This is a genomic window from Bradyrhizobium sp. LVM 105 (assembly GCF_003957705.1).
GTDB lineage: Bacteria > Pseudomonadota > Alphaproteobacteria > Rhizobiales > Xanthobacteraceae > Bradyrhizobium > Bradyrhizobium frederickii.
Genome location: NZ_QZMV01000008.1, coordinates 243,508 through 267,562, shown reverse-complemented (window position 1 = coordinate 267,562; position 24,055 = coordinate 243,508). Strand labels below are relative to the sequence as shown.

The following is a 24,055-nucleotide window of genomic DNA, read 5'->3' as shown; positions in this document are numbered from 1 at the left end:
ATCAGAGTCCTGCCCAAGCGTGAGCATGTAGCTTACATGCATCGCAATGATGGCACGGTGCGATGGTGCCGTTGACGCGTTGGGGCCTGTAACAGCTCCAAGTGTCCCACTCGCCTAAGCCAAGCTCGCGCGCGAGCAAAGCGATTTGCCGCTTACTCATTCTCAGCAACGGAGCTTGTAAGCTGGCCCCTCCAGGGCTTGCTATGGCTAACATATTTCTGAAAGACTCAAAAAATTCGATCGTACAGTCAGGATAACCGGAAAAGTCTACGCAATTGAGCCCTATGTGGATTTCATCCGCGTGTAGGCCCGCCGCATGTGCGGCGGCAAGTGACAGAAAGACAATATTGCGTCCAGGCAGGAACGCGGGTGAGATCGAAGAGGGCATTTCTTCAATGTCGCGATCGAGTGGAATTTTACGCTGGGGTTTTTCCCATTGAACACGGACCACTTCCCGGCGCGCCCCGATGGCTGCAGCTTGCTGCTCTGCAAACGTCATTTCTACAGCAAGCCGTTGCCCATAGTCGACGCCAAGGCTTATTACCTCATGACCCGCCCGATGCGCTGCGTAAAGGCACACGGTCGAATCCATACCCCCGCTATGAAGCACCAAAATTCGACGCCTCATCAATCACCTCCAACTTCCTCGAGGTCTGAAGTGCCCAAGGCATGCAATCCGGCTTAAAGACCAAGAGCCGGTAACGTCGAAGAATCCTAACCGAGTCTCCGGCTCCTACTGAGCGAATAGGTGACGCACAGCCAGAAATTGCCCCGGCTAGTGGTCGACCACCAGTGGATAATCCGCTCGTTGATCAAGACAAGCCACCTTGTTCCCTTATTGTTCTCACCTAACAGCGACTGCCGGGTCCCTCCAGCGGGGCGCCCGCACAAACCGGAGCCGAGAAAATCACACCGGATGCAATGCTACTGTGACGCTCATCGCTCTTTGAGCGCCTTCCTCGTCTCGCTTACGCGCCGGGGTTACGCGCCGAGCCGAATCCTCTGTTGTACTCTTTCGTAGAGCTGCACTTCGGCCTTGTGCAATAGTTGGACAATGACGGCAAATGACTGCCGCTCCACATGCGTCGCCCAGCCACTCTCGCAACGCACGACGAGATAATAGCTGTCTCCATACTCCTCGACGCCCCGCTTGAATGCCACCATCGCGGATTGAACGGTCCCCCTCTCTCGTGCCTGCGGCCCAGGAATAAGCTGACAGTTGTATCGCGGTGCGAGTTCTGGAAATGGACCCTCTGCCTGCTCGCGTCGACGATAGTGTTCGAAAATCAAGTCCGGCTCACATCCTCGGACCAGCCGGAAGCTCATACCCAAACCTGCATAGTCGTTTCGCGTGTGCCGAACCGGGGGATCAAACGCCAGCGTTACGCGGATTACGCGTTCACCGTTACCCGCCTGAAAGGCATCGGGAATCGGAATCCGGTAGACTGCGAAGTGATCGAGAGCAAGCTCGTCCTCGGCGTAAAGCGTCACGCGAGCATCGTCGGAGAAAGCTGCGCGTTCGAGGTTGACGAGGCCATGCCCGCAGATGTTGCGTATGGCCTCGGTCCCTAGAAGCTGCAATCGATCCCGCGAGGACTCTGGAATGTCTGCAGATCCCACGAGCAGAGCGCGGACCAGATTGGCTGACGCCTGCGGGAAGCGCGTCAGTATTTGCGCTGCGCTAAACGCAACTCGCGGCGCGGCGTAGGACGTTCCCGATCCCCCTGTGAACAGCCGGTCAAGATAGCGGTGATAAAGTGTCAGCACGCCGGCGCTGGCTAGCTCCTCGCCTCCACGAAGGCGGCCGACCACAGGGTCGAAGATCAGCGTCCCGCCGACTTCAACAACATCGGGTTTGGTCGCGCCTCCGGGCCCAGGCCCCACGCGCGAGAATGGCGATGGTTCAAGCTCGCGCGTGATCGGACGGACGCGAACGTCATCGGCACGATCTGGATCGAGCCCTTCGCCGTGCGCCAGCGCACCCACGGTAATGACGTTCAGCGCGCCAGCTGGCTCGAAGAAGCGGTTGGCATCCTCAAGGAGATATCGCGGATACTCAGTGACTGCCTGCTCAAGGCGATTGCCGCCACGCGGGCTGCGGTTTCCGGCCGACACGATGATGACGACGTCAAGCTCGCGCGCGAGCTCGTCAAGCGTGGCGGCCCACGTTCCAACCTTCCCACCATCGAAGACACGGCGCCGGTCGGCGAGAGCGATGACGAAAATCCGACAACCGAACCGCTGCTTCAAGGTCGTCACCGCTTGCCGCATCTGGGAGGGAACGAGGCGCCGGTCGTCAAAATCCCCCTGGTCGTTCACGACCTTCGCCGCGCAAATCCGGGCGCCGCGCTGCAGTTCCCCCCGCCCTAGCTGTGCACGAAGGTCGCCGAAGACCGCCACACCAGCGACACGAGTGCCGTGTCCCCAGACATCTGCGGTGCCAAGGTCGTCGGGCACGGCGATCGCGCCTGCGAAAACATCGGCCAGAAACGGATGATCGTTGACACCACTATCGATGATGCCGATCACCGGTGCATCGTCGGCAAGCGCGTTCATTGGAGGAACGTCGGTCAGCGTCAGATCGAGCGCGTCCGCCGTCGTCACATCGGGTGCGGGCGGGAGGTCGATCGCGGCGATTTCCTCGATTGTCAGTAAGGTGCGAATGAGTTCGCCCGTCAGGCGCGCGCGGAACATGCTGATCGAGGGGCCGATATAGCGATCTAGAACCTCGCCCGCTCGGGCTTCGACATAGCTGATGACATCCTCGAGCTTGCGCTCGCGCAGGCGGCGCTCGCCGAGGTCCCAAAGCTCGAGATCGACCAGGTAAGATGTGCGGGGTAAAAAATCGTTGGGAGCGGAAAAACCCTCTTCACGCAGGCGGTGGCCGATTCGGTCGCGTGGCTCGACTGACCCTATGCTTTCGATTCCAGCGACGAAATTGTTGTATGGCGCGTGCTTCTGGCCAGGCGGGGCCCCGGCTTGGTAGGCGTCGAGCCGGGCGCGAAACTCTTGCATCTCGTCGTTCGAAGCGAACAGCACGAGTGTGCGGTCCGCATCGCTCGACAGCACTGTGAGTCCGAGACGCTGCCACTCTTCCTCCAGAGGCGCCCCGGTCATTTGTACGCGTAGGATTAGTGAGGGGTCAACGAACTCGGGTTTGCGGCGGCTGCGTTGTTCCTGAGTTGCTGCATCGAGCTCGTCGCGCAGCCTCCCGCTGTGCTGGCCACGGTCCCGTGCGGGTGGGGGTCCACCTCCGCCATGCTTACGACGCTCGAATTGCTCGGGCAGTCGGACGAGTTCGAGATGATCGTAGCGCGCCACGTTGCGACTAACTCGGCGGCGCGAGCCGCGATTGGCCAGCGCGGCGCCTTACCTCATCTTCCAAGGCGCGATTGAAGTCGCGTTCCAAAACCTGCTTGCGGCGCTCGACGATCATCGACTTGATCGCCTGGATGCAGACGCGTTCGATCTCGGCATAGGAATAGCCGTCCAACGCCGACGCATGCCGCAGCGGATCGAAGGCCACGGAGACATTCTTGAACTTCAATCGTAGGAAGCGGCCGATCATCGACTTGCTTGGCTTGTCAAACCATACGACCTCGTCGAACCTCCGCCAAATCGCGGGATCCAGCGATCGGTCGAGATTGGTGGCGGCGATCAGGAAGCCCTTCGGTCGAATATTATCAATGAAGAGCAGCAGGCTGTTCACGACCCGCCGCAATTCATTGTGCTCGCTGCTGTCTTCGCGCGAGCGCGCCAGCGCGTCGAACTCGTCGAAGAAGAGGACGCACGGCTGTTTGCGGGCAAACTCGAAGATCTTGCGGACATTGCCTGCTGTCTCCCCGAGATAGGACGAGATCAGCCTATCTAGCTTGACGAGAAAAAGTGGCAAACCGAGCTCCGCCGCGAAGATTTCAGCGCAGAGCGTCTTGCCGCAGCCCGGCGGTCCACAGAACAATAATTTGGAGCGTACCTTCAGGCCATGGCGACGAATGTCGTCCGCGCGACGGTATTCCTTGATGAGCCCAAGGAGCACGCGGACATTGGTCGCGCCGAGAACGATATCATTGCGCGCATGCGTTGGTTCTACACGTTCAATGAAATCTGCAGCCGCATCGGGGAAGGGAATCAGGGGCGCCAGTCCCTTTGGACCGCTGGGTCGGCTTGGGCTTGGGCCGGTCTCCAAAGTCTTGCGCAGGCTACGCGCAAGCACCCGATTATTCTTCTTCTCTTCCTCGTCGATGATTTGCTCCGCCACGGCGCGGAACTCCTCGTCCCGACCGTAGCTGGCCAGCAATTTCTTCATCAACTCTCCGCGGGCCATGGCTCTGCTTCACTTTCTCCGGTTGGGTCGAATCATAACCGCAATCCGACCGTCGCACGATGGGGTTACCGCCCGATTTAAACAGCACAATTGGGGGTTGGGCGCCGCCTCTAGCTGTTCCGGTCGGCCCGCGAACGCCCGGTTCTCGCCCTCGCGAGGCTTAGCTCGGTCCCCATGCCGACCAAGAGCGCCGATCGCCGCGCAAAAGAGACGCGATGCTGACCCCGACGTCATCACCATCGGGTGGCTTTCTATCGCCTGAGCGGACCCGGCGCGCGTGAGATTGCTCTTCGTCCTATTTGTACGCCACGGCTACCCAGCAGCCCGATCCGCGCTCGGGATTTCTTCTTTTCCGGAGAAGCCTAGGCTTTGATCGCCCAAGACCGATTGTGGGTTGGAGCGGAGGCATGGGCGGCAAGGACGGAATGATTCGGATCGAGGCATTTAGATCGCCAGGTAGTAGGAAAATACCGCCTGGGGCGAAGCGCCATCGCAGGAACCGTGGTATGCCGCCACCGGCGACGTTCGATATCGATACGCTGCCGGGCAGCTCTAATTTGACGGCTTTGGAGACAGCAGCGGTCATCCGGCGCACGCCCGGAGCGCTGGAACAGTGGCGGCGCGATCCGAACCACCCGCTGAAATGGCGCTACGTCGATGGCCGCCCCCTCTATCGTGTCGATGCGGTGCGGGACTATCTGGCCAAGTGCGATAAGACGACTAGGACGCCTCGGCCGCATAATGCTCACGGAGACGGCCGAGCAGCTCGGCCTTGATCGGGTCAAGTGGATTCGTCCGCTGCAGGCGCACGATCTTCCCGATGCGTTTCGCGCCAACCAACTCTGCGATGTAGTCGTGAGCGGCCTCGAACGCCATCTTGCGGATGATCCACTGTTCGTCGTGATTGTAGACTTGATCGATTCCGCTTGGCTTCTGCCCAACACACAATCGCTGGATTTCGTTGTCGTAGCCACAGCGCGACATGATGGTGCGCAAACTGCGCCTTAGGTCATGCATGGTGAACTTGGCAACGCCCGCTTCCTTGACCAGGCGGTTGACCATCTTGGTAAAGCCCGACATCTGCCCACCGGTCTTCGGTGACGGGAAGACATAGTCGGACGTCGCGCGCTGGAAATGTTTCGCGGCCGTGAGCACCTCGTCAACCAGGTGAGTGCGCGGCACATCGTGGTGCAGCCCCATCTTGGTCCACGCCGCATCGAAGGTGATCCGGTCGTCCATGATGTGCTTTCGCCACTCGATCATCGTAGGCTCGCTGCGGCGCGGGCCGCCGAGCAGGCACATGCGTGCCAGGAGACCGAAAGCCCCGAGCTTGCCGGATGCATCCCAGACCTTGATGATTTCCTCATCGGTCAGCGCGCGGCCCTTTGTTCGGCGCCCGACTCTCTGCGCGCGAGTTTCCTTGGGCGCGCGATAGCCGGCGAGCACGTTGTGCTCGACGTAACCTTCGCCGACGCACCATTCGAGGAAGGTGTGCACGTGCTTGCGCAAGTCCTTGGCGGCACCGCGCTTGCCGGTCTTGGCAATCTTGTCGACCGCAGCCATGATTTGCCGTCGCGTCAGGTCCCCTACGCCGCTCTCGGCGTGATCCTTGAGCCCGCGCCGCAACGCCGACATTGCTGGCTTCCAGTTGACAACTTGACGTTCGGTCAAGGACGTCTGGTAGGGACCATCTTCAACAATGAGGGTCGCGAGCGTGGTGCGCTGCTTCTCGGCTGCCTGTTGCCGCCTCGCCTCGCGCTTCGCGTCGTTCGGGTCCAAGCCCTTGACCACCTCGCCTGCGGCGATGGTGGCGGCCTTGCGCGCGGCCTTCTCATTATATTTGGGCCACGCGCCGAGGGTCTTGCGCTGGGTACCCCTCACCCCCGGCTTGGTGAAGAGGTAGACCCAGGTCCGGCCGCCGGTGGCGCGCATGCGCAAGGCGAGGCCGGGCAGCTTGTCGTCGTGGAGATAGTGCTGCGCCTTACCCGGCGGCAGCGTTGCGTTGCGGATCACCGCATCGGTGAGTGTCAGCTGGCTGGCCGGCTCCGTCATGATCCATTCCCTCTCTCTGTGCCCCGCAACAAGGGCGGCCAACCTCGAACAGAACCGGGTCTCAGACCTCCCCCGTTTTTGTGCCCCGAGGGAAAATCCACGGCGGGCACAACGGGGGCATACAAAATGTAGCAAGATCACCTATGGCCTCTTATGGCCGCACAAGGCCATACCCACCATCAAAGAGGTTTTTGCATCTCAACTATGGCCGGATTTGGTTGGATCGGGTCTACCGATTGTGGTTCACACGGGAGAGGTCCAAGGTTCGATCCCTTGTGCGCCCACCACGCTTCGCCAGGAGGCTTCGCGTGGCGCAGCCTTCGCCAAGAGGCTTCGCGTGGCGCAGCCACGTCCAACAGTGGCGAAGCGTGTCCGGCGTAGCTCGAAGAGCGTAGACGGACTGGGGCGTCTTGCTCCCGGTCCGGCAAATCGTGAAAACAACCCCATGCACAGTAACTGGCGTCAGCTGGATCAATGGGTTACGAATTTTCCAAATTAAACTTGCTCCGCCGGGCAAAACAGAGCCGCTTACCGCTCTAAAGCGCGATGCGATTAGGATGAATCGTCATCGCGGTTTAGGTTGTTGTTTAAGCATGATCTTTTCGGAAAACCGCTGCGCACTTTTCCGGATCATGCTTTAATGAGCCATCAGGACCGGTAGATCCGCGTGTTCCATGATGTAGCTGGTCGCCCCGCCGAATATCATTTGCCGCAGCCGAGTGCGGGTGAAAGCGCCCTTGATCAGGAGATCGCAGCCCCTGGTCCTGGCGGCATCGAGGACCGCCTCGCCGGTATCGCGATTCCCCAGCTCGACCCTTATCGCCTCGGCTGCAATGTCATTGTAGCGCAGTTGCTCGACGATCCGATCGGCAGATGGTCCTGCTACCTCCTGGCCGCCAATGACAGTTAGGACCGATACCCTTTTCGCCAAGCGAAGCAGCGGCATGGCAAATGCGTTTGCGCGCGCTTGCTCGGTACTACCATTCCAGTGGATCATGATGTTTGTCGCGACGCTTGGCGGTGTATTCAACGGCGCCAGCAGGACCGGCCTGCCGCTCTCAAACAGCGCGGATTCGATCGCGCGACGGTGAAGGCCCGCAGCATCGACGTCAGACCGTGCCATCACGATCAGATCGAAAGCGCGCCCATAATTTCCGACAAAGTCTTCGCCCTCGGGCGCGTTCTCCAGCCAGCCGAAGCATGGCCGACCTGAACCCGCAGTGGCTCGAGGAATGTCGTGCTTCAGCATGAATGCTTCGAAGGAGCTGCGCATGTCATTCAATTCGGCCTCGCTCTTCGCCTCATACGAATCCAGGAGGATGCCGGTGGCCAATTCCGAGGCCACATATGGCGGGATGCCGAATCGCAGCGGAAAGCCTTCGATATAGGCGCCAGTACGTCGCGCGAGGCCTACGACGACATTGAGCGTGGATGTCATCATCGGAATATTTTGAAGCGGGACCAAGAGCGTCTTCATTTTCAACCTTCCAGTGTTTTCGGTGAACATCGAGGTCAGATGCGCTGCGTTATTCCACCATGCGAGACGTTCCGGTTTGTCATCGACCGCGAGAACGGTCAGGCGGCCTGCTCAAGCCTTGTGTCTATCTCCTGGCGCAGCGCCGCGAAGTCGATTGGTTTGGTCATCAGATCGGTTGCGCCGTTCGCCAGCGCCTTGCGCCTGGTCTCGGCGTCGCCGTAGGCCGTGATCATGATGACCGGCACATCGGGGCGAACCGAACGCACGATGGGCAACATCTCCAGCCCGCTCATTCCGGGCATGTTGATGTCGGACAGGATCAGAATCAGGGTGGCATCCTCCATCTCGACCGCGCGCTCCAAGGCCGCGGGCGCGCTAGACGCGAACTCCATGAGAAAGCGGCCGGCGCGCAAATCGCGGCGAAACTGCTGGCGAAACAAGGCCTCGACGTCCGGCTCGTCGTCGACGACCAATATGTAGACGCTCAACTTCTGCCTCCGGTTCGCGATGGTGCAGCCAGCGTGCGTGGCAGCGTAATGATGAACTCGGTATAATCGCCGGGCTCGGTATCGACCTCGATGCTGCCGCCGTGCTGCTTCACGATGATGTCGTGACAAATTGAAAGGCCGAGGCCGGTGCCTTCGCCTGCGGGCTTGGTCGTGAAGAATGGATTGAATATCTTCTCTCTCACGTCGGCCGGGATGCCGGCGCCATTGTCGCGAATCCGGATTTCAACGGAGCCTCCCAGATTTGTGGTCGTCGCGCGCAACCTTGGCTCGAAGCCGTCGCCGGTGGCGTTCTTTTGTTTGCTCGCCGCGTAGAATCCATTGGAAACGAGATTGAGGACCACCCGCGTGATTTCCTGCGGATACAGCTCGAGCGCCCCTGCGGATGGATCGAGATTCCTTTCAAGCGTGATATTGAAGCCTGCTTTTTCAGCGCGCGCCCCGTGATAAGCAAGGTTGAGACTCTCCTCGACGATGGCGTTGATATCGGCCGAGCGGCGCTCGCCTGCCCCCTCGCGAGAGTGCAGAAGCATATTCTTGACAATGGAATCGGCGCGCGTTCCGTGCTGCACGATCTTTTCCAGATTGCCCTGCAGCAGGTGTATCAGCGCGTCGATGTCCTGCCTTGCTTCCTCGCCAAACGTGGCTGAGCGCAGCCCGTCGCGGAGCTCGTCGATCAGCTCGGAGGACAGCGCAGCGAAATTGTTGATGAAGTTGAGCGGGTTCTTGATTTCATGTGCAATGCCGGCGGTAAGTTGCCCGAGCGAGGCAAGCTTCTCGGTCTGGACCAACCGATCCTGCGCATTTCGAAGTTCCTCGAGCGACTGCGACAATTCCCTTGTGCGCTCGCGCAGTTCATTCAGCAGGCGTGCATTCTCGATTGCTATCACGCCCTGGTGCGCGAAATTGGATACGAGTTCGATCTGCTTGTCGGTGAAGGGCTTAACTTCCTGCCGGAAGATCGTGATAGTGCCGATCAGCTCATCTTCCTTGAGCATTGGCACGATGACGAGCGTCCTTGCGCCGGCAAGATCGGCGAGCGCGCGAACGTTCGGGTTGCCTTCGACGTAGGGCGGCTGAGTCCTGATATCGTCGATATGAACCGTCTGGTGAGTTTTCTCGACGGTGCCGAGCCCGCTTGCCGGGTGCGGGCGAATTTTCTGGGATAGCCGGGTGTCAATATAAGCCTGTGGCGCGTTATGCAGCGCCACCGTGCGGAAGCCGCCGTCCTCGTAGAGATTCATGGTGCCGAAACCTGCGCCGCAAATGCGGGTCGCATTCTCCAGCATCTTGTCGAAGACCGGGGTCAAGGCGCCTGATGAAGCGCTTATGATCTCCAGCACCTCCGACGTTGCCGTCTGTCGCTCCAGCGATTCGTTCAGCTGCTCGAACAGACGCACGTTGCCGATGGCGATGACTGCCTGGTCTGCAAAGGTCTGAAGCAGGTTGATCTGCTTCTCGCCGAACGGGCGCACCTCCGTACGGCGTAGCACGATCGCCCCCATGCTCTCGCCTTCTCGCAAAAGCGGCACGCTCAGGACGGTCCGAACGCTGGAGCGAAGCGCATATTCTCGTCCCGTCGGGAATTCCTCCCCTTCAGGCCCGAGCAGGTCGTGCACATGAACTGTGCGGCGATCGATAATGGCCCTGCCGGTGGGCGATTCCGCACTGATCGATCGTCGGCTCCACACCACGGGAACTTGGCCATGGTGCGCCTGGATAACGAGATCGTCCCCGTCCCTCAGAACGACCAGCGCATCATAGGCCTCGCAAAGTCCGCATGCGCTTTCCACAATGGCCTTGAGCACCGGACCGACCTCGGTCGGCGAGGACGCGATGACGCGCAGGATATCGGCGCTGCCGGTCTGGTACATCAGCGCCTCGGACAGATCCCGCGTCCTGGTCTGCAATTGTTCCAGGAGCCGCACATTCTCAATGGCAATCACGGCCTGGTCGGCGAACGTGGTGACGAGCTCGATCTGCTTTTCCGTGAAAGGCTGCACGCGCTTGCGGGCGATCACGATCGCGCCGATCGGCTCATTCTCGCGCAGGAGAGGAACACCGAGCGCGGTGCGCTGACCGGCCATGGTGATCGACGCCTGCAGGCCGTATTCGGGATCGGCAGCGACGTCGAGGATCTGCACCGGACGGCGTTCGAGGACGGCCCGACCTGTGACCGTGCTCCGTCCGGGGCTAATCGGGTGAACCCGCAGAAACTCGATGTATTCCTCGGAGAACCCTACCGCTGCTCCGGCCTGATATTCATCGCCCTCGCGGCGCATGATGAACGCCATCTCCGCTTCGCACAGCCGCGCCGCCGAATCGACCAGCGTATCGAGCACGGTTTGCAGGTCGAAGGTCGAGCGGCTGATCACCTTCAGCACATCGGCCGTGGCCGTTTGCTGCTGAAGCGATTCGGCGAGATCGCGCGTCTTCGCCTGGACCTCATCGAATAGCCGGACATTCTCGATCGCGATCACGGCCTGATCGGCGAAAGTGGAGACCAGGTCGATCTGCTTGTCCGTGAACGAGTTCACGGTCTTGCGGCCCAGGAACAGCACGCCGATCGTTTCCCCGGACCGAAGCAGGGGCACGCCCAGGAGGGTGCGATAACCGCCGGCCCTCTGCTGCTCGGGATAGGCATATTCGGGATCGACCAGGACATCCTGAATCTGGACGGCTTTGCCGCATAGCAGCACACGCCCAACGACGCTGCCGCGTCCAGCACTAAGCCGAATGCCCGCCGAGACTTCGGCCCACTCGGGCGAGAAATTGTATCGCGTTGCATGACAGTAGGCGCCGTCGGCGTCCTGCCGGACGATGGCCGCCATGTCGGCACCACTCAGCCATGCCGCTGATTCCGTCAGAGTGTCGAGAACCGGCTGCAAGTCAAACGCGGAGCGGCTGATGACCTTCAAGACATCGGCGGTCGCGGTCTGCTGCTGCAGCGATTCCCGCAGGTCGTCAGTACGCGCCTGCACCTCATTGAACAACCGCGTATTCTCAATGGCGATAACGGCCTGGTCGGCGAAGGTCTGCAGAAGTTGCACATGATGCGGAGCGAAAGTACCGGGCTCGGTCCGCGTTACGCTGATCATGCCGATCACCACGCCGCCGGTCGCGAGCGGAACGAACAACATGCTGCGAAAGCCGCGGGCGCGAGCGATGAATTTAATCTCGTTCGTCAGCGTTTCAGTGTCGGGAGTCGGTACTACCTTACCCGCCTGGACATCTGCGAAACTTTCAAACTCGGCAATTGGCCTCGGAAACATGTTCTTTAAGGCCTCGTCGGCGGCAGAATTCGTCGGCGTGAATGCCGCCAAATGGGCCGTGCCGTCGATGAAGCGGAATACGGTGGTCGAAAATCCGCCAAGCAAGGCATTGGCCTGCCTCGCAATTGCATCGAATACCGGCTTCACCTCCGATGGCGAACTGGCGATGATCTTGAGGATGTCCGCAGTGGCGCTCTCGCGATCTTGTGCGGCGCGCAATTCGGCCTGGAGCCGCGCATTCTCCTGCTGCAAATCCGTCACCACGTCCTGAGGAAGCGCGGCCATGATGAAAATCCACATCGCCGGCCGGTTCGCGGCCGACGTCAAAATTAAATCAAGAAAGCGTCGGGAATTATTCCACCATCAGGTGCTTCCGACCAGACGTATCGTTAGTTGATTTTCAAACAACTGCGCGTCAATTCGCGTCCCGCGATCTACCGAAGCGGCGAGTTCCACAAGTTGCCGCTGGGGCCGATTTGCTTCGGTCCACTGATTTCGGATTGCCTCCAGTCTCTTCATGATCTGCCGGCAAGGTCTATCAGACCATCGCCAAGAGAGCACCTCAGGAACGCATCGCGTCAATCGCGTGGGCTATCAGGACCGCAACGCTGACGCCGATAAGGATAACGAGGACCCAATTCAAAAACACGTTCGCCTCCAACCCTTGGAATTGAACGCGAGCAATTGTGCACAGTCAAAAACAACCGGCCCAAATTATTAATTTCGGCTTGGGCTGAGGATTCAATGTAACTGTTGCGTCCGTTGTCGGCCCTATCGATGGAATGCCATGAATAGAAGAACCCCGACAACGCACGCCGCGAGTGAGAGCAAGTAAATATCCACGGCAAATCCCGACTCATCTCGAGGTGGAGATTTAAATGGGAACTCGCATTATGCCCCGGTCAAGCCCAAAGCTTACCAGAACAGTCGATATGCCCTGTAACCTGCCAGCTGCGGCAATCATGGCCCGGGAGCCTCGAAAGTCTCTGCCGCGACGACACTCTAGCTTTAAACTGCCGATTTAAAAACATTCCTCCGCGGGGAATTAAATCTTATTTAATTCAGCTCTCACGCGACCGCAACCGGCGCATTCAACTGAGCCTTAGGAAGCGTTGCGATGTGCGCTACTCGCACTCGTCTTGCCGACGCCATTTTCCCCGTTTACGACAAACGACCTCGGTTTGGGGCCGAGGTCGCCAACCTTGGGGAAGGTTTGCTCCCGACGGGGGGCTTTTGATCTGGGGACTTGTCGGGAGCTTGGATTCGACTCGGAATTGGGAAAGTCGTTCCGCTTGCCGAGCAAATAAAAGCTTGCCGAGCAAATAAAAGCGGCCTCGGCGAACGGCGCCGGGCCGCTGCATTTCCGGCCATTCGTTCAGCTCACCTGTCCGATGGATCATCTTCGGGCCCGTCCCTATGGTCATCGGGGGCTTGTAAGCGCTTTCGGCGCACTTCACGGTCGTGTGCACGAAGCCATTTTGGCGGCCAGACGAAGCAATGCTGAAACAACGCGGTCCGATGCTGAGATGAGCGAGGGAGGTTTTAAATGCGTAGCCTAATTTTCGGGGTCGTGCTCGTTGCGCTAGCAGCAATCGGATCTTCATCGTTTATTTCGGCCGCTCTTTCGGCAACGCGGGATGCGAAGTCCGCAACGTTCTCAACGCGGTTCGCGCCAGCAACAAACATTGCCGCCTGCCCTTTGCCCCCCGGGCCGCGGACCGGTTCGGGCGTGCGTTCTTAGCGGCTGCTTTCCGAACCATGGATCGGCGCTCCGCTGTTCGATCAGGGCCTGGCACGGTTTCACGGTTGGAACGATGACAGCTGCACCCCAGGGATAATTGCGCTTTCGCGCGTGGCTTGGGGATATTCTGCCAATAGGTCAACGCATCTGTATTTTCCGAATCGACGTTCCATGGTCGCTCGCTAATGCGTGGCCGTTCGGGGGTGTAGGTGTGAGCCAGTTTCTATCGATGCTGCTGCTGACAACAGCCGTGGTTCTAACCGTCTGCTTCGGAGTGGCGGCCTGGCGCCTCTCTGACGAAAAGGACATTGACATCACTGGCCAGATCGCACGCCAGTCGTATGGATGGAAAGGGGCGCCGGCCAGATAACCCTTTCACTTGCCTCCTGCGCGCCTCTGGTCTGAAATGCCGGCTGCACGTCGCTGGCACGGTCCTTGCCAATCCCGGCCTATCTTCACCGGTCCTGGCAGGGAGCCGTTTCGCGATGAAACAGAAATCTCGAACCTCAAAGCCGCAAAAGCCTACTTTGGCACACATGATCTCCGATTTGGTGAGATTGCTTAAGGCAATAAAGGATCTTGAGGGCCTAAGAAAGAAAGTCCGGCTAGCAGAAGGCTCTCGCGTATTGCACTAAGCTTGGGGTAAAGGCGCATTATTAAATAGATTATGGCTCGATCAGCGCAGCGATCTATTGATCGCAGACGATCAGTGGCGCGCCCGCCACGCCTTAGTACCTGGCGATGATGGGACCGCCAAAGCGGTAGTTCAACCGAGCCCGATGCTGACGTCCTGGCGATCCGCTCCCCGAAGGCGCATCGCTTGCCACGACGGAGGTCTGCTCCCTCCCGCTTGCGGGCGAGTTGAACGAGTTCGCGGCGATCCAACCTTCGTTCGTCGTCATTGCAATGACGTTGTTGATGCAGTTATGCCCGGAACTCCGTTCTCCTGCCCCGGACGCAGCGCAGCGCTACTTCAGCGGTGCGCTGCAGAGCCGGGGCCCATGTCTCAGCGAGTGCCTGGCTCCCTGGGTCCCGGCTCAGCGCAGCAACGCTCGCGCATTGCAGCGCGTCCGGGACACTAACGAGAAAGATGCGCCCTATCGCCGCGCACGCCGCCTCAAGCTTCAAGCAACCCGCTGGGGCCGCCACGCCGTGTAGAGACCGGCCAGGGTGCCGATGGCGACCAGCGCGGCGGCCAGCAGCAGCTGCAACTCCCCGTCATCGGTGGGGCCGACGGACGACACCAGCCGGGTCACGATGACGAACAGAATGCCGACGGCGGCCGCGGCCCCCACGCAGAGATAAGCCAGCTCCCGCGTCAAATTGCGGCCGAGAAGCCCGAGCGCCGTGAAATACATCGCGCAGGCGTTGGGATGAATGAACAAGGCGATGCGTGCGTAACGACCGTAGGCATCGAACAGCGACTCGCATCGGCGCAGGGCCGCCTTCGAGGCCACCCGCTGCAGGAACGGCCTGAAGAAGCGAGCCTGTCCGTAGCTGAGAACGGCGCCGAGGATGATGGCGAGCCATGCCACGGTGAAAACGGAGCCGTCCACGGCCTTGGGATTGAGCGCCACGGACATCAGGATCAAGGCTGTTCCGGGAAAATAGCCGAAGTACGGGAACACCGCTTCCAGCAGCACGCAGACGAACATGAAGGCCGGAAACCATGCCGACCCGGTGGCGCCATGGACGATCGCGTTCAAGTCGAACAGGCTCGTCCTGTACAGAACGAGGTACATGCACACGGCAAGGCCGGCCAGCGCGTAGAACGGCAACGCTCCCGATAGAAACCGTCTCATCCAACCATCGCGCTTCGTTTGGCGGAGACGACGGCCTCGCGCTGTTCCGGATCATGCTTTAGGCGAATGAGATCGCTCCTGTCGATAGCGCGCATTGCTACGCGATCGACAAAATCTCGATCTCCTGCGCGCCTGCCCCCACGACATCGCCGACCGCCTTGCCCATCAGCGACCGCGCCACCGGCGCGACGAACGAGATCGTCCCCGCCTTCGGGTCGGCTTCGTCCTCGCCGACGATGCGATAGGTCTGCACGCGGCCGTCAGCGCGGCTGAAGGTCACCGTGCTGCCGAAGGCGACGATATCGTTCGACACCGGATTGGGAACGACCTGCGCCGTGCGCAGCCGCTCCGTCAGATAGCGGGCATCGCGCAAGGGCACGGCCGATTGCCGGCGCTTCTCGTTGACGTCCTCGATGGCTTGCGCGGCCTCATAGGCCTCGCGGGCTTCTCGAAGCTGCGTCTGCAACGCCTGCAGGCCGGCTTCCGTGACGAGGTTGGGATGCGGCGAGATCGGGCGATCCGGCAACAGCGTCTCTGACGCGGTCTCGGCGCTGTCTTCCTTGGTAAAGGCGACGCTCAATGCAAGAATCCTGTCGAACCGTTCCGGGAGGCGGCGCCAGGCGCCGCCGCTTGTCCCGGACTATATCTCAAGTTCGACGAAACGACGGAGCTTGAAGACGATATCCGGCAAGGCCCGGCGGAACCGCGTTGCATTCTGGAAATTGGTCGAGAACGGCGCGAAGGTGATCATCGCGTTCCATTGCCGGTAGCCATAGACCGTGATTGAGGCCCCGGTTGCCGGAAAATCCTCCAGCTTGCGCAACTCGCCCAGTACGAGATCGGCGATCGCTTCGGCAGGCAGCAGCCGTTTGCCACCCCGCGTCGTGACGACCTTGGCAGGCTGCTCGACCGGCTCCACTTTGGCCGGTGCAGCGTCGGACGCATCCTCCTGCCGGATAGACGTCGCCTCGGCGACGGGCGCCGAAACTGATTCGGCTCCGTTCGCGGGCATTGTCGGCGGCGCCTCGGTGAGCGGCGGCGGTGCAACATTGTCTGCGCGCTTGTTGCCTCCGAGGATGCTGCTGATCATGGCCACAAGGCCAGCATCCTTCACGTCGTCACTCATCATTCCCCCCGGCTTCGGCTTAACTCTAGCACCGCTCTCGCAGACCGCCACCGGGGATCTGCGACCGGAATCCGCCTGGCAGAGGCGGTTCGTCGCAGACCGTTGGTCGGAGGGCCCGGCTCTTCGACAGCCCGTTCTTCGAAGGCAGCAGCGGCGCAAAGCCCAGCATCCCGCGTCGCCGTGCGATCCGTCACCGTTTATCGAACGGAATATATTGCTGGTACTGCCTGGGCACCGAGCTGCGATAGCGCGCGGGCACGGTGCCGGTGTCGATGGAGTGATCGATTTCCTGCTGCCGCGTCATCTTCTTCTTCGCCGGCTTCTTCGACGCACTCTTCTTGGCGTCGGTCGGCTGGCTGGAGCTGTCGGTGGTCGCAGCAGGTGCCGCCGTCGTTGCCGGCGCAGGGGCTGTCGCCGCAGGCGCGGCGGTCCCGCCGGCAGCGGGCGGGGTCTGGGCCAGCGCGAGCGGTGTCTGCATGATGAGCGCCAGCGCCGCTGTCGCGGCCAGCAAGTATGACTTTTGCATCAGAGCCTCCGAAATTGCCTGATCCCAACGAGGCCAAAGCTAGGCCTGCGGCATCGACACGTGCAAGTCTGTCAACATTAGGTCCGATCCCCCACGAGAAATGTGGCCGAGATCACATTGATCGCCACCGGCGCCGGGCACAGCCTTTCCTACAAGTTCCTCGCCAGTCCGCTACGGGTCTCGGACGACACGACGACCATCGAGGTGACCGGCATGGCAGACGGATGGTCGGTGATCACCCGGAGCGGGTCCGACCGGCCTGATTGCGCGTGCTACCGCGCGACGCCGAGACCGGCCTCCGCGAGCCGCGTCGCGAACCAGCGCGACAGCGCGTCGTCGGCAGCGCCGCTGACATAGATCTCCGACATCGTCAGCCGGTCCTTGTCAAGCACCAGCAGCACGCCGATCCAGTAGGGAAACCAGACGTGGACATCGGTCAGCGCCCTCAGCTTGTGCTGGTCGTGCTCCAGCGGCGTGTGATTGCTCGCCTTGCGAATCTCCACGGCGAGCAGATTGTTCGGGATCTCGCGCTGATGCACGACGACATCGGGGTAGATCGACTTTCCCAGATGATCGTCGGTCGAGATGATGGTGCCGTGGGGCAGATGCAGCGTGCGCTCGCCGAGCCGGTCGTAATTGCAGTCGACCGACCAGCCGGAGAACTGCTTCTCCAGATGCACGGCGAAGCGGTGCGTGACCGCGCGCTCGCCGATGTCCTTCTCGAACAGAAAGCCCTCGTGAGCGTAGAAGTCCCGAAGCGCCGCGATCACCTTGTTCAGCTCGGTCTGCATCGTGCCTCTCGACTCATTCGGCCCTGCGTCCCGACCGGTCTCTCGCTCCCTCGCCCCGTTCTTGCGAGGAGAGGGTGGGGTGAGGAGCCGTCTGCGCGAATTCGGATGGAATGATAAGTCGAACGCGCGCGGCGTGCGAGTCGGATGGTCCTTTACGTGGGCTTGCAGCCTGCCCTGCCCCTCACCCGGATGCGCCGGACGATGCTGCGCATCGCCGGGAGCAATCCGACCTCTCCCCGCAGAAGAGCGGGGAGAGGTGAAGAGACCGAGCATGCCTTACATCTGGACTTCGATCAGCCGCGGCCCCGGCTCGGCGACGGCCTCAGCCAGCGCCTTGTTGAACTCGTCGGCATTGGTGACGGCGCGGCCGGGCACGCCCATGCCCTTGGCCAGCGCCACGAAATCCAGCGTCGGACGGTCGAGCCGCAGCATGTCGTTGGCGCGCTGGCCGGGCTCGCCGGCGCCGACATTGTCGAACTCGCCGCGCAGGATCTGGTAGATGCGGTTGGCGAACACGATGGTGACGATGTCGAGGTTCTCGCGCGCCTGGGTCCACAGCGACTGGATCGTGTACATCGCGCTGCCGTCGCCGACCATGGTGATGACCTTGCGGTCCGGGCAGGCGATCGCGGCACCGATCGACAGCGGCGTCGAGAAGCCGATCGAGCCGCCCATGTTCTGCAGCCAATCGTGAGGAGCCGCCGCCGCGGTCGGCGGGAAGAAGCCGCGGCCGGTGGTCAGGGACTCGTCGACCATGATGGCGTTCTCGGGGATCGCGCACGCGATCGCCTGCGCGATCGAGGCGAAAGTCAGCGCGCCGGTCGGCTTGACCAGCTCCTGCAAGGCCTGCGGCTTGACGTCCTTGGCGCTGGCCTTCACCGCGCCGGCAAGCGCCTCGAGCGCGGCGACCGAGTTCTCGCCCCAGGAGGTCATGCGATGGACCTCGCAGCCTTGCGGCTTGAGCATGCTCGGCTTGTTCGGATAGGCGAAGAACGCCACGGGATCGTCGGACTCGACCAGCACGATGTGACGGAACTTGGCCAGCATCGGCAGCGCCTGCTCGATCACGTAATGGATGCGGTCGATCGAGAAGCGGCCGCGGCCGCGCGCCATCTTGGGCCGGAAGGTCGGGCCCATCACGGTGCAGCCGGTCTTGTTCGCGATGCGCTCGGCGAACGCCAAGCCCCGCTCGCTGAGCGCGCTGCCGGTCATCAAGAGCAGCGTACCCTCGCCGTCGCCATGCAGGATCTTTGCGGCCTGCTCGACCGCCTGCGGCGAATAGCTCGCGCGCTGCTGCTCGGCCGGGACCTCGGCGATGCCGTCGGCCTCGTTCCAGGCGGTGTCGGCGGGCAGGATCAGGGTGGCGATCTGCGGCGGCGCGCTTTTGGCGGCGGCAATGGCCGCGGCGCCGTCGGCGGCGACCGATCTGGCATCCGGCGAGGTCCGGACCCAGGACGACATCGGCCGGGCCAGGCCCTCGATGTCGGAGGTCAGCGGCGCGTTGTAGCCGATGTGGTAGACCGCGTGCTGGCCGACGATGTTGACGATGCCGGAATTGGCCTTCTTGGCGTTGTGCAGATTGGCAAGGCCGTTGGCGAGGCCGGGGCCGAGATGCAGCAGGGTCGAGGCCGGCGTGCCCTTCATGCGGAAATAGCCGTCGGCAGCGCCCGTCACCACGCCCTCGAACAGGCCGAGCACGCAGCGCATGCCCGGCACGCGATCGAGCGCTGCGACAAAATGCATCTCGGAAGTGCCCGGGTTGGTGAAGCAGACGTCCACCCCGCCCTTGACCATCGTCCGCACCAGGCTTTCCGCACCGTTCATTCTTTTTGCTCCGCAACCGGCCACTTCCGGCGATCCACGCGATCAATCATTGTTCGCTCGGCCCGTCAAAGCAATAGCCGGCATCGCGGCCCTGCCCCGCATGGCGATGCGCCGGCTTGGCTAATACTCCGTTCCGGTGAGAGCGCTCCAACGTCTTCGAGCAAATTGGCGCAGTTGCCGATTTGGTAACACCATCCGTTAAGGATGCCCTGCCTCACGGCCCCGTGGCTTGCGGAATGCCCGCAAATATGGCCTGTGGCTTTTGTTGAATCGTTTTTTTCTGGGGGAAGCAATGATCCGGTTTTTTGCCGCGCAGATCACCGCAATGGCGCTCGTGCTGGCCGGCGCGGCCGACGCATCCGCGGCGGGAATGATAGACTTCACGGGCACCAGTTCCACCGGCTATCTCGGCGGCGGCGGCGCCAGCCCGATCCCCCGCACCACCGTCATGTACAACGGCAATTATGCGCCCGGCACGATCGTGGTGAACACGGCCGAGCGCCGGCTCTATCTGGTGCTCGGGAACGGTCAGGCGCTGCGCTACGGCATCGGCGTCGGCCGCGACGGCTTCCGCTGGGGCGGGATGCACAGGATCACCGCCAAGAAGGAATGGCCGGACTGGACGCCGCCCTCGCAGATGCTGGCCCGCCGCCCCGACCTGCCGCGCCACATGAAGGGCGGCATCGAAAACCCGCTCGGCGCACGCGCGATGTATCTGGGCTCGACGCTCTATCGCATCCACGGCTCCAACGAGCCGGAGACGATCGGCCAGGCGGTTTCCTCGGGCTGCTTCCGCATGACCAATGACGACGTCAGCGATCTCTATAGCCGCGTCGCGGTCGGTACCCCTGTGGTGGTGCTGAACAATTAGCGCTGCACATGCGGTGCGCTCCCTCCCCCGCTTGCGGGCGAGGGTTGGGGGAGAGGGTCTTGTGCACGCGGCGTGAATACGGCAGCGTCGCACGACAATGAGCGCATTGAATCCCTCCTCGGCTGCCCTTCGCTCCGCCCTGCTGGCGTTCGCGGCGCTCACCTGCGCGCCTGACATCGCTACCATAGCCGCCGCCGGCGAATTGCCCGCGGTCTCCTCGCGCCAGCGCACCGAGAAGAAGAGCTTTACCGACGGCGAGATCGTCGACGGCTTCCTGAAGACGGCGTTCGGCGCCGAATATCATCTCGCCGGCCGCGTCGACCGCATCCGCAAGTTCGACGGACCGGTGCGCGTCTACGCCGAGAGCGACCGCGCCGATCGCAAGGCACAGCTGGCAAAGGTCGTGGCCGACATCGGCAAGCGCGTGCAGCATCTCGACATCGCCATGACCGACACCAACGAGGCGGCGAATGTGCGCGTGAAGCTGGTGCGCGATCGCGATCTCTACCGCACCCTCACCAGCTTCTACGGCGCCGAGAAGGCGCGCGAGATCCGCTCCTCGCTCGACCCGCAATGCCTGTCCGGCTTCCGCAAGAACGACAATTTCGAGATCGAGCATTCCGACGTCATCCTCACCGTCGACAACGGCGATTTCGTCTTTCTCGATTGCGCCTATGAGGAGCTGCTGCAATCGCTCGGGCCGATCAACGACACCACGAGCGTGCCCTGGACCATGTTCAACGACAACGTCTCGATGGGCTATTTCGATATCTACGACCAGTACATCCTCAATCTGCTGTACGATCCCCGCATCAGGGCAGGCATGACCGTCGCCGAGGTCAAGGCGGTGCTGCCCGCCGTGCTCGCCGACGTGCGCGCCTGGGTGAAGCGGGTGAATGATCTGAAGGAGTGAGGCGCCCACCCAAACGCTGAAGTCGTGGGATGGGTAGAGCGAAAGCGAAACCCATCGAGCTGCTGCGACGGCGGCGAAGCTGATGGGTTTCGCTGCGCTCTACCCATCCTACTGCCCTATTGCACCAGATCGGCCACGGTCGTTGCCGCCTTCAGGCCCGTGCCGGTGAGGACCGCGACCGTGGTCTCGGTCGCCTTGATGGCGCCGGCGGCTGCGAGCTTGTCCAGTGCGGCGGCCGCGCTGGCGCTGGTCGGCTCTGTGAACTGGCCCTGGCGCGCAAGGCGGCGCAGCGCGGCGACGATCTCCGCCTCGGTGAGCGCAATGGAGCCGCCGCCGCTCTCGCGCAGGGCGCCGATGATCTCGCGCAGGCGCAGCGGATGCTTGATGGCGGTGCCTTCGGCGATTGTCTTGCTCACCTCGCGGGCGACGGGCGTATCGACGCCGGCCTTGAAACTCGCATCGATCGGCGAGCAATTGAGCGGCTGCGCCGCGAACAGCCGCGGCAACCTTGCGATCTGTCCGGCTTTCTTCAGCTCGCGAAAGCCGAAGGCGCAGCCGAGCAGGCTGCTGCCGGCGCCGACGGGAACGATGACGTTGTCGGGCGCACGGAAGCCGAGGTCCTCCCAGATCTCGTAGGCGAGCGACTTGGTGCCTTCCAGAAAGAACGGCTGCCAATTGTGGCTGGCATAGAACGTCTGGCTCGACTGGCGAATGGCTTCCGCCTCGGATTCCTCGCGCGGTCCCTCGACGAGCTGCACCGCCGCGCCATAGGCGCGCACCTGCGCGATCTTGGCCGGCGAGGTCGAGGCCGGCGCGAGAATCTTCACGCGCATGCCGCCGGCGGCACCGAGCCCTGCCATCGACGAGCCGCCATTGCCGGAGGAGTCTTCGAGAATGGCCGAGACGCCGATCTGCCGGAGGAAGGACAGCATCACGGAAGAGCCGCGGTCCTTGAAGCTGCCGGTCGGGTTGAACCATTCCAGCTTGAACAACGGGCGCAGCTCGCCCCAATTCTGCTGAACCAGCGGCGTGCAGCCTTCGCCGAGCGTGATCGGATTCTTGATCTCGACCGGCAGTGCGGCCCGGTAGCGCCAGAGCGAGCGGGTGCGACCATCGATATCATCACGCGAGATGCCGGCTCCCGGCGTCACCAGCAGCGGCGTGCGCTCGTCCGAGCACCAGCGCGGCTGGTCGAGCGGGTAGAGCTGTCCGTTGCGGGGGTCGATGTAACTGGCGGGCATGGGGATCTCCGGAATAGAGCCGATCCGGTCGATATGTCCGAATATGCAGGCTTTATCCAGTCACCTGTTCGGGCCGCCGGGGCGCCGCCCGCCCCTTCAAAAATTATAGCAATTACATAGATATAGGGAGCATTCTGGCGCCGTTGGCCGATCCGGACGGGCGCGGGAACGGGTCTCGGCGGCCGCGCACGATTAACTTGTCTGTCGCTCGCCGGGGTTACAATATGTTGGATTGAGCTTGCGTCGCCGGCTGTTCCGAGAGCCGGGCCGCAAGCGAGCCAGGCCCGTCCGAGCGGCGGGCCGTTGGCTTTTTGGGAGCCTGGACATGAGCCGCGCGAACCGTACCGACCACATCCGCCTGACCTCCCATCCGGAGCCGGGCCGGACCTCCGCCTTTCCGATCCACTGGGGCGCCACCGAGGCGCGCGCCCGCGGGCCGGTCATCGGCACGGTGTCGCGCGCCGGCGATCGCAACGTGATCGGCAGCCATGGCGGCTCCTACGCGATGTACCGTGCGCTCGCGGTGTCCGCCGGCGCGCTCGATCCGATCCGGCGCCCCGACCTCACCAACACGTTTCCGGCCGCGACGATCGGCCCGTTCCCGCAATGGAGCGATCCCACCAAGATCGTCGCGCTCGATCCCTGGGGCCATCTCGTCGCCGAGAACTTCCGCCAGGAGATCGCCGAGGGCGCCGATATCCGCCCCAGCATCGCGGTGACGCGGGCGCGGCTGGACCTGCCGGAGATCCGCGAGGCGCTCGCCGCAAAACGGCTGCGCGCCGACGGCGAGGTCGTGCACGCCAACGGCAGCGTCTCCGTGGTGAAGATCGCGATCGATCCGGTCTGGTACCTGCCCGGCCTTGCGACGCGCTTCGGCACCAGCGAGACCGAGCTGCGCCGCACGCTGTTCGAGCAGACCGCCGGCATGTTCCCCGAGCTGGTGACGCGCCCCGACATGAAGGTGTTCCTGCCGCCGATCGGCGGCACCACCGTCTACATGTTCGGCGACGTGACGAAACTGCCGGATCATCGCACCAGGATCACCTGCCGCGTGCATGACGAGTGCAACGGCTCCGACGTGTTCGGCTCCGACATCTGCACCTGCCGGCCCTATCTGATCCACGGTATCGAGGAATCGGCGCGCGGCGCGCAGGAGGGCGGGCTCGGGCTCGTCGTCTACAACCGCAAGGAAGGCCGCGCGCTCGGCGAGGTCACCAAATTCCTGGTCTACAACGCGCGCAAGCGCCAGGAGGACGGCGACGCCGCCGCCGCCTACTTCGAACGCACCGAATGCGTCGCCGGCGTCCAGGACGCGCGCTTCCAGCAATTGATGCCGGATACGATCCATTGGCTCGGCCTCAAGCGCATCGACCGCTTCCTGTCGATGAGCGACATGAAATACGACGCGCTGACCTCGCAAGGGATCGACATCGTCGAGCGCGTGCCGATCCCGCCGGAGCTGATCCCGGCCGACGCCTATGTCGAGATCGCCGCGAAGAAGGCCGCCGGCTATTATTCGACCGACATCGCGCCGGAGAAGGACGTCGATGGCGTGGTCGGACGTTCGCTGGAAAAATACTGATCGCACG

Annotated in this window: 17 protein-coding genes; 3 read left to right on the top strand and 14 right to left on the bottom strand. The window is 62.2% G+C overall.

The annotated features are described in order from the left end of the window. Nucleotide 1: 1 nt before the first annotated feature. The 13 genes from queC to D6B98_RS23255 form a co-directional block, all read right to left on the bottom strand. The gene (gene queC / locus D6B98_RS41985) at nt 2–628 is read right to left on the bottom strand and encodes a 7-cyano-7-deazaguanine synthase QueC (protein ID WP_126259243.1); all 627 of its coding nucleotides are present in this window, start codon (nt 626–628) and stop codon (nt 2–4) included. Nucleotides 629–981: 353 nt separating this feature from the next. Next, the gene (locus D6B98_RS23315) at nt 982–3,321 is read right to left on the bottom strand and encodes a S8 family peptidase (RefSeq protein ID WP_126259242.1); all 2,340 of its coding nucleotides are present in this window, start codon (nt 3,319–3,321) and stop codon (nt 982–984) included. 7 nt (nt 3,322–3,328) lie between these two features. Beyond that, nucleotides 3,329–4,306 (bottom strand): AAA family ATPase, encoded by a 978-nt coding sequence (locus D6B98_RS23310; RefSeq protein WP_235884853.1) that lies wholly within the window; start codon nt 4,304–4,306, stop codon nt 3,329–3,331. 738 nt (nt 4,307–5,044) lie between these two features. After that, the gene (locus D6B98_RS23300) at nt 5,045–6,376 is read right to left on the bottom strand and encodes a tyrosine-type recombinase/integrase (RefSeq protein ID WP_126259240.1); all 1,332 of its coding nucleotides are present in this window, start codon (nt 6,374–6,376) and stop codon (nt 5,045–5,047) included. A 637-nt stretch (nt 6,377–7,013) separates the two neighbouring features. Then, the gene (locus D6B98_RS23295; RefSeq protein ID WP_126259239.1) at nt 7,014–7,853 is read right to left on the bottom strand and encodes a universal stress protein; all 840 of its coding nucleotides are present in this window, start codon (nt 7,851–7,853) and stop codon (nt 7,014–7,016) included. Nucleotides 7,854–7,951: 98 nt separating this feature from the next. Then, nucleotides 7,952–8,341, bottom strand: a complete 390-nt coding sequence (locus tag D6B98_RS23290; protein ID WP_126259238.1) for a response regulator — start codon at nt 8,339–8,341, stop codon at nt 7,952–7,954. Beyond that, nucleotides 8,338–11,916, bottom strand: a complete 3,579-nt coding sequence (locus D6B98_RS23285) for a GAF domain-containing protein (protein WP_245481445.1) — start codon at nt 11,914–11,916, stop codon at nt 8,338–8,340. The genes D6B98_RS23290 and D6B98_RS23285 overlap by 4 nt, the downstream gene beginning before the upstream one ends. Before the next feature lie 2,580 nt (nt 11,917–14,496). Next, on the bottom strand, nt 14,497–15,174 hold the full coding sequence (locus D6B98_RS23280) for a hypothetical protein (protein ID WP_126259236.1): 678 nt from the start codon (nt 15,172–15,174) through the stop codon (nt 14,497–14,499). 97 nt (nt 15,175–15,271) lie between these two features. Then, on the bottom strand, nt 15,272–15,754 hold the full coding sequence (greA, locus tag D6B98_RS23275; RefSeq protein WP_126259235.1) for a transcription elongation factor GreA: 483 nt from the start codon (nt 15,752–15,754) through the stop codon (nt 15,272–15,274). A gap of 60 nt (nt 15,755–15,814) precedes the next feature. Then, on the bottom strand, nt 15,815–16,300 hold the full coding sequence (locus D6B98_RS23270; protein ID WP_126259234.1) for a hypothetical protein: 486 nt from the start codon (nt 16,298–16,300) through the stop codon (nt 15,815–15,817). Between the two features lie 190 nt (nt 16,301–16,490). Beyond that, nucleotides 16,491–16,826 (bottom strand): hypothetical protein, encoded by a 336-nt coding sequence (locus tag D6B98_RS23265; protein ID WP_126259233.1) that lies wholly within the window; start codon nt 16,824–16,826, stop codon nt 16,491–16,493. A gap of 272 nt (nt 16,827–17,098) precedes the next feature. Then, on the bottom strand, nt 17,099–17,617 hold the full coding sequence (locus tag D6B98_RS23260; RefSeq protein WP_126259232.1) for a hypothetical protein: 519 nt from the start codon (nt 17,615–17,617) through the stop codon (nt 17,099–17,101). Nucleotides 17,618–17,893: 276 nt separating this feature from the next. Further along, complete coding sequence (locus D6B98_RS23255; protein WP_126259231.1) at nt 17,894–19,441, bottom strand: acetolactate synthase large subunit; 1,548 nt, start codon at nt 19,439–19,441, stop codon at nt 17,894–17,896. A 292-nt stretch (nt 19,442–19,733) separates the two neighbouring features. Here D6B98_RS23255 and D6B98_RS23250 point away from each other — a divergent pair, with 292 nt between their 5' ends. Further along, entirely contained in the window at nt 19,734–20,312 is a 579-nt protein-coding gene (locus D6B98_RS23250; RefSeq protein WP_126259230.1) for a L,D-transpeptidase, read from the top strand. Nucleotides 20,313–20,409: 97 nt separating this feature from the next. Then, complete coding sequence (locus tag D6B98_RS23245) at nt 20,410–21,225, top strand: DUF2927 domain-containing protein (protein WP_126259229.1); 816 nt, start codon at nt 20,410–20,412, stop codon at nt 21,223–21,225. A gap of 116 nt (nt 21,226–21,341) precedes the next feature. Here the strand turns inward: D6B98_RS23245 and D6B98_RS23240 are convergent, their stop codons facing one another. Then, complete coding sequence (locus D6B98_RS23240; protein WP_126259228.1) at nt 21,342–22,466, bottom strand: threonine synthase; 1,125 nt, start codon at nt 22,464–22,466, stop codon at nt 21,342–21,344. 325 nt (nt 22,467–22,791) lie between these two features. Between D6B98_RS23240 and D6B98_RS23235 the strand changes: the two genes are divergently transcribed. After that, a complete protein-coding gene (locus D6B98_RS23235) occupies nt 22,792–24,048 on the top strand; it encodes a GTP cyclohydrolase II (protein ID WP_126259227.1) in 1,257 nt (418 codons plus the stop codon). The last annotated feature ends 7 nt before the right edge of the window (nt 24,049–24,055 follow it).